The organism is Bacillus sp. CH_48 (assembly GCF_038008465.1).
Lineage (GTDB): Bacteria > Bacillota > Bacilli > Bacillales > Bacillaceae_G > Bacillus_A > Bacillus_A thuringiensis_S.
The window spans coordinates 3,517,138-3,532,247 of record NZ_JBBOZF010000001.1 but is presented as its reverse complement, the minus strand read 5'-3'; the positions used below and the strand labels follow the sequence as shown (position 1 = coordinate 3,532,247).

Below are 15,110 nucleotides of genomic sequence, written 5' to 3'. Positions count from 1 at the left end.
ATTTCACTCCTTTATTAGTAACGTGCTGTTTTCCCGTAACCGTTATTAAACGTAACTGCTTCAGCATCTGCTGTGTATCCGAAATCAGCAGTTAAATCAAATACCATTCCTGTATAAGTGCTCGTTTGACCTGTTTTTATTGTGCCGTTCCCCTGATTAGAAGTAACTGATTTTTGGAATACATCATTTTTGTATTTATTTACAACAGCGTACGCGTACACTCCTCCCGAAACAGCTGGTGCTGGTTGATCTAACACAAACTTAGCCCATGCTGCATGACATTTATTACTGTAACGTAAATACACTGTCCCCACTTTTTTACTACCTTCATAAACTGCTGTAGACTTTGCATTAAATCCATCTGCATCACATGTTGTACTTCCCCCGTATACTTTCGTTGTTGCTGGATTTTTCCCGTCATAATAACTACTTAAATCAGTAGCTGCAAATGTACTTCCTTGAAAACTAAATAATACACCTATACTTGCCGCACTTAACACACATACTTTCATTAACTTTTTAAACATTTTAAATTCCCCCTCACAATAAGTACGTATACTAAAGACAAGCTATACTGCTATGTAAGCCCTCCTTTCACTCTTCCTAGAGGCATCTTACAGAAACGAATAAACGTTGTAAATTCCCTGATGATTATTGGAATATACGAAGAATTTTACTTATCCTTGTAAGAAAAAAGTTGAGAAATACACATTTTATAGCATTCTATATTTAAAACATAAAAGAACCGATACTTGTTATATTCAAGCATCGGTTCTTTATACAAAATTGCCATTTTTTCTTTTATATAAAATAAATATTTCTCCACTTAATCCGTTGTAAAAAACTCCCTTGTTACATCAATAAATTGCTGCAGTGGTGCTGTCATCCATTTATCTTTATGCCAAGCAATTTGTGTATAAATCGATGAAATTGCATTTTCTAAATGTAACTCTTTTATTGTCCCTTCTCTTATATCTTTTTCTACTACTATCGCTGGTAGAACAGCTATACCTAAATCTGCAATAACACATTGTTTAATTGCCTCGACACTAACGAACTCAATTTTATTTGCTGGATACACATCTTCTATACGAAATAGTTCTTCAAATAAAGTCCGATACGAGCAGCCTAATTCTGTTAGTAGAAGTGTTTCACTCTCTAAATCTTTTATAGAAACTGAAGGTTGTTCAAGTAAACGATGCGTAGGAGCAGCTACTACTTTTAATTCTTCTTTCATAAGTGGTTCCACATGTAAAACATCTTCTGTTTTACATTCGTCCAAAATAAATGCAAGATCTACTTTCCCCTCCATCAATTGTTCCTTTGCATCTTTATTGGAATGTGCTGGTTTAAATATAAGTTTTATTTGAGGAAATTGTGCTTTAAACCTCTTTAATATAGAAGGCAGTCTGTATGTACATTGACTTTCTTGTGCACCAATTATTAACGTACCTGCTATTTCCTCATCATCTTTCACGGCCGTCTTTGCTTCTTTACTAAGTGCGATTATCTTGTCCGCATATAGTTGAAACTTTCTTCCTGCTTCAGTTAAGAAAAGGCGTTTTCCTAATCTTTCAAATAACGGTGTACCAAGCTCAGCTTCTAACGTTTTAATTTGTGCCGTTACGCTTGATTGGGCAAAATTTAATTTCTTTGCAGTTTGTGTAAAATTCAAAGTGTCTGCTGCTACTTTAAATGTAATTAATTGTTTTATCTCCATTTATCATCCCTCTTTTCAATCGATATTTCCGATTGATTTCATCAAAATAATCCTCTTTGCCTATTGATATTTGTATTGTATGATAAAGAGCATCGACAAACAATACAAATGGAGGGATTCCATATGAAAGCACTTTGTTTCGAACAGTTTGGAAATCCAGATGTACTACAATATAAAGAAATACATGATCCAATCATAAATCCAAATGAAATTCTAGTCCGCACGAAAGCAATCGGATTAAACTTCGCTGATATTTATAGACGCCGCGGCGATTATCATCTTGCTGGCAATCCGCCTTATGTATTAGGTTATGAAGGAGCTGGAATTGTTGAAAAAGTAGGAGCTGACGTTACTACTATCAACCCAGGAGACCGTATTGCATTTGCGGACGTCCCATTTGCAAATGCAGAACTAGTTGCCGTTCCATCTGAAAAAGTAATCCCACTACCAGATTCTATTTCTTTTGAAACAGCCGCTTCTGTCTTATTACAAGGATTAACTGCACATTATTTAACGCAAGATAGCTATCAACTAAAACAAAGTGATATAGCTTTAGTACACGCTGCAGCTGGTGGCGTCGGTCAACTTCTTGTTCAAATGATTAAACTATATGGCGGAAAAGTAATTGGTTTAACGTCATCAAAAGAGAAAGCAAAGATAGCTACATTAGCTGGTGCCGATCACGTATTTTTATATAACGAAGAATGGCATACGAAAGTACTTGAAATGACTAATGGAACTGGAGTAAATGTTGTATATGAATCAGTAGGTTCTACATTAGAGGACAGTTTTAACGCTACTAAAATTGGCGGTACTGTCGTATTTTACGGAATGGCTGGTGGTAATCCTGCGCCAGTTGATCCACGTATGCTTATGGATACTTCAAAAACTTTAACTGGCGGAGACCTTTGGAACGTTCTTACCACTTATGAAGAACGTAAAAAACGATCTACTCAATTATTCGATTGGATCGCAACTGGCAAATTAAACATTGAGTGCCCTACTACATTCTCCTTACAAGATGGTGCTCTTGCACATAAATTATTAGAGAGCAGAAAAAGTACAGGGAAGATTTTATTAATTCCATAATCGTTCCAATAAGAAAAGGAAGCTAGATTTCTCTACCTTCCTTTTCTTATATCTCTTGGAGATTTAATTATATTTCCACACTTTCTTTCCCTTTTGCAACATAACTCATATCTCCAACCGACTCGACTGTATATGTTCCATCTTGGTATACAATCTTCGTCACACTAGCATTTTCCACCCCAAGTTTTGTTTTGCTACTGTCTAACATTTCTATTAAGGTAGTAATCAAAAGCCCATGAACGACAACTAAAACGTTACCGCCACCATTTCCAGCAGCTTCTTCACTAATTTTATCTATCTCAGCTTTTATACGAGTAGAAAATAATTCCCAATCTTCCGCCTGTTTTGTAGGATCTGCTACTCTAATAAGATTAATCACTTCTTGAATAGAAAACTTCATAAGTTCTTCTGGTGATGGAACGCCTGCAGCTTTTCCAACCACATCCCACATATTCTCAAGTTTTTCACCTTCAAAAATACCGAAATTTAATTCTCGCAAATCTTTTCTTTGCTCAAGTTTTAATTTTGATTGCTCACTATATTTTAATACTAAATTAGCAGTTTCAATCGCTCGGCCACTATCACTACTATACGCATTCATAAAATGAATATCTTTTAATCCTGTTCCTAAATTTGTGGCAACTTCAACACCTTTTTCTACTAATGGAGAATCAGCCCAACCTTGCGCGCGATGATTCGTATTTAATATTGTTTTACCGTGTCTTGTAACATATAACGTAACTGCATTCTCATTGCTATCTGTTTCTCGCTTATTCATTCTATTCTCTCCCTTTACGTTTCTATCTCAATTTTACCACCTCAATTATTCATTGAGCAAAATATACGTCAGTAGATCCGCTTAATAAAAAAAGCTATCTTTCTGTATATCCATACAAAAAGATAGCATCTTTTATGATTACATTTCTTAACCGTTACTCCTACTCAGCAAAAGCACTCGAATACTGAACAACTCCTTCTACACCTTGGAGAGCGTTCTCTCTTAGCTCCATCGCCATAAACACTTCTTCAGGCACTTCAAACGATGCTTTTACATTCCACTCACTTGCTTTCTTAAAACCAAATTTCGGGTAGTACTCTGGATGTCCTAATACTACAACTGATCCGTATCCAAGTTCTTTCGCTTTTTCTAAAGCAGCCGTGATCAGTTTTCCGCCAATTCCTTTCTTCTGATGGCCCCTAGCAACTGAAACTGGCGCAAGTGCTAACGATTCTACAGAAGTTCCATCTTGTTCTATTGTAATTTTCGATAACATAATGTGACCAACTATATCTTCATCTACCGCAACAATTGATAACTCCGGAACAAACGCGTCACATTCTCTAATACGTTTTACAAGTTCATGTTCTGTTTTATCACTAAATTCTTCAAGTAAAAATGCTTCTTTTACGACTTCTTCTGTTTTTCTATAATCATTTTTTTGTTCTTGTCTAATCGTTACCATTTTAACTTATCCTCTATTCTTTCTTATTTCTTTTTGAATTTTACGCAGTGCTTTTTTCGATCCGCGCTCAATATCGTGTTGCATTTTTCTTTCTTTATAATCAACAAATAGTGTATTTAAATCGTATCCTTCTGGATATAACTCCTTCGCTGCTACTTCTAAAGTAATACGTTTTACATTTACTTCAACGAATTCACCGTTATAATATACAACAACGTTATAAAAATTATCTTTTTCCTTATAGATGATACCAAAATCATCATAATCCAATAAATTCACACGATCGCCGATTTTGTACTCATAATGAGATTCTCTTTTTTCTTGTACAAATTTCGGTTTTCTAATTTTACTTTCATTCACTTTTTCTAAAGCGTACTCTTTATTTCCCATGTACTCTTTCGCTCTTTTCAGTACATGTTCTTTTACGCTCATTTTATTCGCAATCCAAAGTGCATTACTTTCCCCTGATTTTCCGATAACTAATTTATAAAGCGGCTCTAACGTTTCACTATTAAATTGCATCGCTGCATTCATAAAGTCATCGTGCATTTCTGAGAATCGTTTAATTTCTCCGTAATGCGTACTCGCAACGGTAATACATCCCGCAAGGTACAATTCTTCTAAAATAGAAATTGCAAGTGCTGCACCTTCATTCGGTTCTGTACCGCTCCCAATTTCATCAAATAATAGCAACGTATTATTATTTGACATCCTCATAATCTCAGAAAGATTTTTCATATGAGACGAAAATGTACTTAATGCATTTTCAATACTTTGATTATCACCAATATCTACGAATACATTTTCGAAAATAGCGATTTCTGTACCTCTATCTCCTGCAATATGAAGGCCTGACATTGTAGCTAATGTTAACAATCCAATCGTTTTTAACACAATTGTCTTTCCGCCCGCATTCGGCCCTGTAATAATTAAACTACGATACTCTTGACCAATTTTAAAATGTAACGGTACAACTTGCCCTGTTAAAAGCGGATGCTTACAATTCACTAAATGAATGTAGCCATGATCATTTAACTTCGGCTCTATTCCATCAATCGATTTACTAAACTTTGCCTTCGCAAATACCATATCATACTGACTAATTAGCTCCATGTTAATCTTTATACTATAAATGTTTTCTAACACCATTCCTGATAACGTCGCTAAAATCTGATACTCTTCAACCGCTTCTTCTGCTTTCAAACCTGCTAATTCTGCATTCAATTTCGTAACCGTATGCGGTTCTATAAATACAGTAGAGCCTTTTGCCGAGGCTTCAATAATACTTCCAGCAACTTGATTTTTATAGGAAGATTTAATTGGAATCGTATAACGGTCATCCTTTTTACTAATAAAGAATTCCTGAATGAATTTCTTATTTGCACTACTATTTAAAAATTTCATTAAACGTTCTTTTATTTTCCCATCTACAGAATCAATATTATTTCGAATTCGCTTTAACTCTTTACTTGCAGCTACATCAATACTATTTCCTTTAATTGAAAAGTTAATTTCCTCTTCAATACTTTTATATTCAGTCATTGAATTTGCATAAGAAGCTAATACTGGTGCAAAAAATTCTTTATCTAACATAAACTTTTTAATCTTTCTACATCCACGTAAAAAGTCTGAAACACTTACTAATTCTTCTGGATCTAAAATCATCCCTTTTTCTAATTTTTGAATTGTACTAGCAATATTAGAAATGCCGAAGAAAGGAACATGCCCCTCTGCATCTAATATAGCTCGTGCTTCTGTCGTTTCATTCAAGCGATTTCTCACTACTTTTAGACTCGTACTCGGCTCTAATTTGTTTAATAATTCCTTACCTAATCCACTTACACAATAAGATTTCACTATATCCTTTAATTCGTTATATTGTAACTTTTCAAAAGTCATCGTATTCATTTTGTTTCTCCTCACTATGATTGATTTTTATCATAAATGAAGATACCTACTCATTAGATTCCAATGAGTTCTACATTATTAAATTACCATTTTTATACATTAAAAATATATACAAAAAAGCTGCGGGGATACCGCAGCTTTTACATTTACAAGGCATGTGTAATAACATATGAGGAAATAAGCCATAAAAAAATAGATGGCAGTCCCTTATTACACGCTTTATAAAGTATTGTAGGTATCTTCATAGGTATCGAAATAAATCCATGACAAAGTTAGGGGTATGGTATACATAAAAATCCCCTGTTCTTATCTGACTTATTTCATTAAATTTTTCCTATTTAGTACCTACCGCACTCACAAAAAGCACCTCTCATTAATTTATATTATAGTCATTGAAATCTAATTTATTGAAATCATCATACTATATGTTACGTGAGAAGTAAAGGTGTCATACTTAAGTAGTACGTAACTGTACGCTTCAATATCACTTAAACTAGACCTATATTTGCTGAGGAAAAATTATAGAAGCGGCTCCGCTATTGCGAATGTCATTTACTTCCTCTAATACATTTAATAATTATGACAAGCAATGATAGGAGGTTTACTATATGAATGAAGAATATAATACTTTACATGGACCTGCTCTGGAACCAAATTTAATCGGTCCCACACTACCATCAATTCCACCATTTACTTTCCCTACTGGACCTACTGGAATCACAGGCCCTACCGGTGCGACAGGTTTTACTGGAATCGGAATAACTGGTCCCACCGGGGTTACAGGTCCTACCGGAATCGGAATAACTGGCCCCACTGGGGTTACAGGTCCTGCCGGTATCGGAATAACTGGTCCCACTGGGGTTACAGGCCCTACCGGAATTGGAATAACTGGTCCCACTGGCGCAACTGGTTTAGGGATTCTTCCCGTATTTGGAACAATAACTTCTGAAGTAGGAATCGGTTTTTCAGCAGTAGTTAATACAAATGTCAACTTTACCATTCCAGGACCTGTTAGTGGAACTACTCTAAATCCAGTAGACAACTCCATTACAATTGATACCACTGGTGTATACTCTGTATCCTTTTCAATCGTATTTGTAATACAAGCTATTTCGTCTAGCATATTAAATCTTACAATAAACGATTCCATTCAATTCGCAATTGAAACACGAGTTGGTGGTGCTTCTGGGGTAAGAGCCACATCCGCCAGAACTGATCTATTACCTTTAAACCAAGGAGATGTTCTTCGATTACGAATAAGAGAAGCCACGGGTGACATTATTTATTCCAATGCATCTCTTGTTGTTATAAAGGTCGACTAGTTCTTTTATTACAATAAAGATTCAGGAAAAATAAATATGCACCATATAAAAAGGAGAGGAAAACTTATATTTCAGTCTACCTCTCCTTTTTCATCACAAAATTACTGCTGAACATATATGGAAACTGATCCTCCACTTACTTGGAACTGCCCCCACCCGTCCTTATTAATTGTTACAGTATTTGTTTGATTACCCGTAATATCGTACCATACTTCCCCTATGTTATTCTTTCCAACATCCATCCACTTTGCCCCTCCTGGTCCATCAGAGATTATCGTTGCTAAACCAGAATTAGCATGCACACTATCACCTTCTCTTGTCCAGCCAATCACATCTGGATGATCAAAATAATCACGCTGCGTACCATATGCAAAGTTTTTTCGTGCCGTCAAAATCGGATCAATTTTGTCCTTTAACGCTGGAATTTCATAGTTACTATTTCCTTTTGTACCATAGTAATCACCATAGAAAACAGAAGGATATCCCTCTGCACGCGTTAAAATAAATGCATATGCCAACGGTTTGAACCAAGGGCTCACTACAGATTCCAATGACTGACCAGGCTGTGAATCATGATTTTCAACTAGAGTAACCGCAAGTGTAGGATGATTCGCAACTACCGTTCCTTTTAAAATATTTCTCATATCATAATTTCCATTTCCTGTTGAAGCATAATGAAAATTATAATGAAGTGGCGCATCGAACACAGATTGATTATAATTGCCCTTCGCTAAATAATTATTTAAAGTCTGGATATCATTTTGCCAATATTCAGCTACTGTAAACATGTCTTTCCCCGTTTGCTGTCTAACATGATTTACCCAATCGCGCAAATATTCATGATCAATATGTTTAACAGCATCTAAACGAAAGCCATCTAAATTTAATTCCTTCGCATACCACGTTCCCCATTTTTTCATTTCATTCGCAACATCTGGATGATCAAAATCAAGATCCGCGTACATCAAATAATCATAATTCCCATTCTCGCTAGACACTTCCCAGTCCCACGCTTTACCTATGCCCCTAAATTTATAAATTCGGTTTAATTTCTTTCCTTCATCCCAATCTGTTCCGTCAAAATGATACCATTTCCATTTGAAATTAGAATAAGAATCTCCACGCCCTGGAAAGTTAAAGCCTGTCCAAGCACTAATTTCATAATCACCTGATACTTCAACATTTCGATTGCTCGGGTCTACCTCAACTGCTGTGATAGTTTCCGTATAATCAGCCCCACCTTTATGATTCATAACTACATCACCGTATACATCGATGTTTTTCTTATGTAAAGCGTCAATGGCAGATTTCAATTGTGCTTTCGTCCCATATTTCGTCCGCACTGTTCCCTTTTGATTGAATTCCCCCAAATCATATAAATCATATGCTCCATATCCTACGTCATTTTGCGTAGTTCCTTTATATGCAGGTGGTATCCAAACAGATGTAATTCCTTTTTCCGCTAAATTTTCAGCATCAGCACGCAAACGATTCCAATGATTCCCATCATTCGGAGCGTACCACTCAAAATACTGCATTAACGTTCCATTGTTAACTGTATCTGCATATGCTTTACTCTCCCCATATATACTAGGTAATAACATAACAACTGACAATCCGACTATTGTTATTCTTTTAAACATCTGTATTCCATCCCTTCTTAAGAAAGCGTTTGCATAGTTTATCAGAATTATTATAATATTCGTTCCATCGTTAGTAAAGTAGCAATCTCTCACTCTCCCACATTATTTTTAGTCTCACTTCAAATATTCAACGTAATTTTAATTTCACATTCTATTCAAGATTGTTTACAATTTACCTATAAAAGCATAGCGGAGGGATTTCTATGACAGACTTTCAAAAACAATTTTTCGCACGATTACATATAGAAGAAAAAGACACGGTTTCATTTGAAGATTTATCTAACATTATGTACGCAATGGCACAAACTGTTCCTTTTGAAAACTTAAATATTCTCGAAAAGAATTTTAAAGAAATATCAAAAGAAAATTTGAAAGAGAAAATTTTAGTAAATAACCGTGGCGGTCTTTGTTATGAACTCAATCCTACTATGTATTACTTCCTTAAAGACGCTGGATTTGATGTTCATCTCGTTTCAGGAACAGTTTATAACGCTGCAAACTCCATATGGGCTGTTGATTCTGGCCATATCGCAACCGTTTTAACACATCATAATGAACTTTATTTAATTGAAGTAGGATTCGGATCATACTTACCTCTTGCACCTGTCCCTTTCTCAGGTGAAGTCATTCACTCTGTTACAGGAGATTATCGTATTCGTAAAGAAATGACCGAAAAGGGAAACTACATTTTAGAGATGCGTAAAAACAATGAGTTTTTGGATCAATCTTCTGCTGATGATTGGACGTTAGGCTATGCATTTTATATAGAAGAAGTGGATAAAAAAAAAGCAAATACAGCACAAAAAATTATCGTTGAACATGAAGGATCACCCTTTAATAAAGTACCTCTTATTGTAAAACTAACTGAAGATGGGCATGCCTCTTTAACGAAAGATAGCCTTACAGTAGCGAAAAATGGTAAAAAAACGAAAGAAACCGTTACAGACATGCAATATACAAACCTTTTACATTCAAAATTCGGAATTACACTATAAGTATGTAAACCTTGTTATTTTAGCAAGGCTTTTCAATTTTCAGCAGGGATTTTTTGCAATTTGTTGTATTTCATAGTTATATAGAAATATAACTACATGTTTAGAAAGGAAATGATTATGACAGAACTTAAAGATCGATTACAAGTAGCTGATATAGAAAAATGGGATTTAACAGACATTTACCATACAATTGAAGATTGGGAAAGTGATTTTCATAAAATTGAAGTATTAACGAAGGAATTACACGAGTTTAATGGCAATATTCACGATGGTAATAGTTTATTAGCTTATTTAACGAAGAGTGAAGAAATTTCTAGCATAATATCTTTAATGTTCGCTTATGCACGATTACAATCTGACCTTGATACACGCGATACTGACGCGCAATCTCTTGTCGATAAAGTATCACAATTACACGTGAAAGTAAGTGCAACTAAATCTTTCTTTTCCCCCTTCTTACTTAGCATAGACGAAAGCACATTACATTCTTACATAGAAGAAACAGAAGGCTTACAATATTATAAAGAAGACTTGTTTGAATTATACCGTTATAAAAAACACGTATTGAATAAGGACCAAGAAGAAATTTTATCACAGATGGGTGAAGCTCTTTCTTCTCCACAGCACACATTTGGTATGTTAAACAATGCAGATATATTATTTGGTGAAGTGACGACTGACGATGGAGAGAAAGTGAACTTAACACGCGGAATGTATGCAAAATTAATAGAAGATACGAATCGTGAAAAGCGTAAAGAAGCTTATAAAGCATATTACAAACCATATGTTCAGTTAAAGAATTCCATCGCATCTACTTTATCCGCTGCTATTAAAAATAATGTTACTGTTTCGAAGCTAAGACACTATCCATCGGCGTTAGAGAAATCATTATTTGGCGATATGGTTCCGAAAGAAGTATATGAAAACCTAATTGATACAACGAAAAAAAATATTCAAACATTACATACATACAATGAAATTCGAAAAGAAAAATTAAACGTAGATGAACTAAGACAATACGACCTAGGCGTCGATTTAGTAGAGGGTGCAAAACAAGACATTCCATATAGTGAAGCATTTGACATTATGATTGCATCACTAGCTCCTTTAGGAGAAGAATATATTGAGACATTAAAAAGTTTTAAAGATAAACGATATATAGACGTAAGAGAAACACCAGGAAAACGTTCTGGTGCTTATAACTTTGGTGTATACGGTGTTCATCCTTTCATTCTTTTAAATCATCACGATGATTTAAACAGCCTGTTCACTCTTACTCATGAATGCGGGCACGGTATGCATACGCACTATTCACATGGATACCAACCAAGAATTTCTGCACATTATTCTATCTTTGTCGCAGAAGTCGCTTCTACAGTAAATGAAGTGTTATTAATTCACTATTTATTAAAAGAAGCAAAAGAAACGAACGTGCGTAACCATTTAGTTAACCATTTTATTGAGAAATTTAAAGGTACTTTCTTTACACAAATCATGTTTGCAGAATTTGAAAAAATCACACATGAAATGGCTGAGCAAGGTAAACCATTAAATGCCCAAGTCTTCAGTGAAATTTATGAAAAGCTATTTAAAGAATATAACGGTGATTCACTTGTATTTGATGAAGAAGTAAAATACGGATGGGCTAGAATCCCTCATTTCTATCGCCCGTTTTACGTATACAAATATGCAACTGGATTCGCATCTGCCATTCAAATCGCTGATAAACTATTAAGCGGCGATCCAAATGCTCAAAAACATTATATTGAATTCCTTAAAGGCGGAAGTTCTGACTATCCACTAAACTTATTGAAAAAAGCTGGTGTTGATTTAACTACGCCAGAACCGATTGAAAGTGCATTGAAACAATTCACTCAACTTGTTGAGGAGTTTTCAGCTCTATAAAAAAGAGCCTCTCGCTAGAGGCTCTTTTTTATATTCCCTTTCCTTCTATTAAATCATTCGCCATTTTCCTAAATTCTTGATTAAATGCATCATTCATACCATTTTGGACGTTAGAAAATAATATGACAAACGTTCGTTTATCCCAGTTAAAATTATTAAAAGTGTTCCAGCCAGCTAATACACCGTGGTTATGATAATAATCTGGGTAAATATAGAAACTAAATCCATATTTTCTTGCAGGTGATGCAGAAAACATATCTGATACACTTTGTTTAGAAAGTAGTTTACCATCCATAATAGCTTCATCTAACTTTTTCATATCTTCAACAGTCGTATACATTTCACCACAACCATACAGCCAGTTCATTTTTAAGCGAGGCGTGGCTATTAACTTATTATCTTTTTTCGTATACCCTTCTGCTAAGAAAATATCCTCTGGAAGTGTTGCGCCCATTCCAGATTCATGCATTTCAACAGGAGTCAAAATATTTTCTTTCACATATTCAGCAAGTGGTTTATTCGATATTTTTTCTACAATATATGCAAGCACCATATAATTATAATCTGTATATTTCCATCCTGTCCCTGCTGGAAATTGTAACGTTTGTGCCCCAATCCACGTTACTAATTTTAACCGTGATGCTGCGTCAACACTACCTTGTCCCTGTTCTGGTAATCCAGACGTATGTGTTAACAAATTTCGTAACGTAATGTTTTTATCTGCCGGAAACGATGGGATATATTTATTTACATTGTCTTCAATGTTCAACTTCCCTTTTTCTTTTAGTTGCATAATAGATATTGCAACAACTGTTTTCGTAATAGACCCAATGCGATATTTCGTTCTTGGAGTTGTTAATACTTGATCTTTCACATTCGCATAACCGTACCCTTTTCGTAAAATGACATGATCTTTACTTGCTACAAGAACACTCCCATTAAATCCTTTATCTTTTAAGTACTGATCTAGTTTTCCAGCTGCAATTTCATAACGCTTTTTCGCATTCGCATCAACTTCCTGCTTAACATCTTTTTGCTTACTATTTACATTTGAAAATGCCTTTACATCATATTTTTTTCCTTTATTTGCATGTATTAGTGTAACAACACTTCCACAAAAAACAGCAAAAATAAAGAAAACGATTAACCATTTCTTTAACATACTAGGAACCCTCTTTTATCTAGTTTCACTTAACGTACATCCATTCTATTTTATATCTTTTAATTATCAAGTATATTATAATATTATTTAATATTCACTATGTTAAAACTAGATTCCTTTTTCTCATTTTCAATTTTGACTACTCTCTATTGTATTTCTTTCTAGCAAAATTTCCAACATACAATCGGATGCATTACACTATAATTTCAAATTCTTTTGTAACATTTGTTACATACTAAAAAGAATGGAGATGTAATATGAAAAACACCGATAAACGCAACCGTTTAGATGATAAGATGTTTCATTATCGGATAATAAAAAACAACATGATATTAATTGAATATTACGGAAAACAAATTATGATATTAAAAGGAAATGATGCTGAAAAATTTTTAAATAAAATAAATCATGCAAATAACGATAAAGAAAAACAGCTAATTATGGCTAAAATTACAGGTAATTTCAAAAGAGGTAATGAACGAAATTGAAAACGAATCTCATTTACATTTTGATTATACAACAAATAAAAAAAGAAATGTCGCTCATTCAACATTTCTTTAGACTTTCTTCACAAAAAATTTACATTGCTAACATTCCTTTATTTTCTATAATTCCTATATAAGCTAACCGCTGAAATAGTTAGTAATACAACTATGCATAACCACGCATACGTATATCCCTTCTTATCTACAATATAACCAAATAAAGCAGGTGCAACAATAATGGAAATTTGATTTAATGTAAGTGCAAAACTCACTGTCATCCCTACCGATTCTTCACTTGCTGATTCTGCAACTTCAGTTATAAAAAGACTAAACCATCCAATCGAAAAGAACCCTAACAATGCACTTACACCATACAATACATTCGTTATTGTATGTATGCTCATTACTAATATTAGAATGAAGAGAATAGAAATACAAACAGTTATAAATAAAGGGGTGCGCCGATTTCCCTTATAAAACAAATCACTAGTAGCTGCTAATATAATCCTACCAACCATTCCAGAAAAGAACATAACGGAAAATACTTTTCCAGCTAAAATTGGCGTGATTGATTGTTCCAATACTAAAAATTTTATAAAGTGTGCAACTAACACCATTTGCAATGAAATCATACAAATGCCAGTTATATAAATTGCATACAACTCTTTTTTACACATCACTTCTTTTAACTGCATCCAAAAAGAAAGTTTAATACGTTCTTGTTTAACTTTCTCTTGAATATATGGTTCCTTATAAAATATAAAAAATAAAAACCCTCCAATTATACAAATGCATGTAATACTATTTACCGCATAAGCCATATTATATTTTATTGTAAGAAACGGGATCAATACTCCCGCTAACGTGCCACCAATCGGTATACCAGCTTGTCTAATCCCCATTGCTAACCCGCGATTTTCTTTTGGGAACCACTTTATTATCACCTTACTTCCTCCTGGCTGCGAAACACTATAAAACGTTCCTACTAATAAAAGTACAAAGAGTAACCCATTAAATTCATTGACCATATTAGTCAGTAAAAATGAACCTCCTAGTAAAAATGAGCTTATCGAAATTAACAACTTTTCATTGTATTGATCAAGTAGCCGCCCGACAAAAAGCATACAAAATAGCGGTCCTATATTTACAACACTTACTAGCAATCCACTCTCCGTATTCGTAAGTGCATATTCTTCTTTCCAAAATAAAGCAAACGCTCCAACACCATACGTTATAAGTGTCGCTGTTGTTTGAGCAACTGTCGCAAAAATTAACATAACCCACTTATAAGTACTATTCACCCTTTCTTCCATTAACACAATAATCCCTCCATCCCCCTTTCATTGTATGAAAGTTCTGATATCATATAAAATAAAGATTTATCATGTAATCCATCAAAAAAAATGATACCTTTTATG

Annotated in this window: 13 protein-coding genes; 5 read left to right on the top strand and 8 right to left on the bottom strand. The window is 34.3% G+C overall.

The window, feature by feature from the left end; all coding sequences use genetic code 11:
- Positions 1–14: 14 nt before the first annotated feature.
- Both N2V92_RS17730 and N2V92_RS17725 read right to left on the bottom strand, forming a co-directional pair.
- On the bottom strand, positions 15–527 hold the full coding sequence (locus tag N2V92_RS17730) for a YjfA family protein (protein ID WP_000473731.1): 513 nt from the start codon (positions 525–527) through the stop codon (positions 15–17).
- Between the two features lie 299 nt (positions 528–826).
- On the bottom strand, positions 827–1,720 hold the full coding sequence (locus tag N2V92_RS17725; RefSeq protein WP_000403873.1) for a LysR family transcriptional regulator: 894 nt from the start codon (positions 1,718–1,720) through the stop codon (positions 827–829).
- A gap of 123 nt (positions 1,721–1,843) precedes the next feature.
- On the opposite strand from N2V92_RS17725, the gene N2V92_RS17720 reads away from it, so the two are divergent.
- Positions 1,844–2,809, top strand: a complete 966-nt coding sequence (locus N2V92_RS17720) for a quinone oxidoreductase family protein (RefSeq protein ID WP_016077422.1) — start codon at positions 1,844–1,846, stop codon at positions 2,807–2,809.
- 67 nt (positions 2,810–2,876) lie between these two features.
- Here N2V92_RS17720 and N2V92_RS17715 read toward each other — a convergent pair whose 3' ends face one another.
- The 3 genes from N2V92_RS17715 to N2V92_RS17705 form a co-directional block, all read right to left on the bottom strand.
- The gene (locus N2V92_RS17715; RefSeq protein ID WP_001042048.1) at positions 2,877–3,587 is read right to left on the bottom strand and encodes a histidine phosphatase family protein; all 711 of its coding nucleotides are present in this window, start codon (positions 3,585–3,587) and stop codon (positions 2,877–2,879) included.
- Between the two features lie 160 nt (positions 3,588–3,747).
- Complete coding sequence (locus N2V92_RS17710) at positions 3,748–4,272, bottom strand: GNAT family N-acetyltransferase (RefSeq protein ID WP_042598406.1); 525 nt, start codon at positions 4,270–4,272, stop codon at positions 3,748–3,750.
- Between the two features lie 6 nt (positions 4,273–4,278).
- A complete protein-coding gene (locus N2V92_RS17705; RefSeq protein WP_001095201.1) occupies positions 4,279–6,180 on the bottom strand; it encodes an endonuclease MutS2 in 1,902 nt (633 codons plus the stop codon).
- Between the two features lie 608 nt (positions 6,181–6,788).
- Between N2V92_RS17705 and N2V92_RS17700 the strand changes: the two genes are divergently transcribed.
- Entirely contained in the window at positions 6,789–7,502 is a 714-nt protein-coding gene (locus N2V92_RS17700; RefSeq protein ID WP_001001586.1) for an exosporium leader peptide-containing protein, read from the top strand.
- A 101-nt stretch (positions 7,503–7,603) separates the two neighbouring features.
- Here N2V92_RS17700 and amyS read toward each other — a convergent pair whose 3' ends face one another.
- Positions 7,604–9,145, bottom strand: coding sequence for an alpha-amylase (gene amyS / locus N2V92_RS17695; RefSeq protein ID WP_042598408.1), 1,542 nt, complete (start codon positions 9,143–9,145; stop codon positions 7,604–7,606).
- A gap of 203 nt (positions 9,146–9,348) precedes the next feature.
- Here amyS and N2V92_RS17690 point away from each other — a divergent pair, with 203 nt between their 5' ends.
- Positions 9,349–10,140 carry an arylamine N-acetyltransferase family protein gene (locus tag N2V92_RS17690; protein WP_042598409.1) on the top strand — a complete coding sequence of 264 codons (792 nt, stop codon included), beginning with the start codon at positions 9,349–9,351 and terminating at the stop codon, positions 10,138–10,140.
- Between the two features lie 117 nt (positions 10,141–10,257).
- Entirely contained in the window at positions 10,258–12,045 is a 1,788-nt protein-coding gene (pepF, locus tag N2V92_RS17685; RefSeq protein ID WP_016077421.1) for an oligoendopeptidase F, read from the top strand.
- A 28-nt stretch (positions 12,046–12,073) separates the two neighbouring features.
- Here pepF and N2V92_RS17680 read toward each other — a convergent pair whose 3' ends face one another.
- Positions 12,074–13,207, bottom strand: coding sequence for a serine hydrolase domain-containing protein (locus N2V92_RS17680; RefSeq protein ID WP_000915207.1), 1,134 nt, complete (start codon positions 13,205–13,207; stop codon positions 12,074–12,076).
- Between the two features lie 257 nt (positions 13,208–13,464).
- Here N2V92_RS17680 and N2V92_RS17675 point away from each other — a divergent pair, with 257 nt between their 5' ends.
- A complete protein-coding gene (locus N2V92_RS17675; RefSeq protein ID WP_000798785.1) occupies positions 13,465–13,695 on the top strand; it encodes a hypothetical protein in 231 nt (76 codons plus the stop codon).
- 110 nt (positions 13,696–13,805) lie between these two features.
- Here the strand turns inward: N2V92_RS17675 and N2V92_RS17670 are convergent, their stop codons facing one another.
- Positions 13,806–15,005: an MFS transporter gene (locus N2V92_RS17670; RefSeq protein ID WP_003279283.1), complete on the bottom strand. Its 1,200-nt coding sequence runs from the start codon at positions 15,003–15,005 to the stop codon at positions 13,806–13,808.
- Between the last annotated feature and the right edge of the window lie 105 nt (positions 15,006–15,110).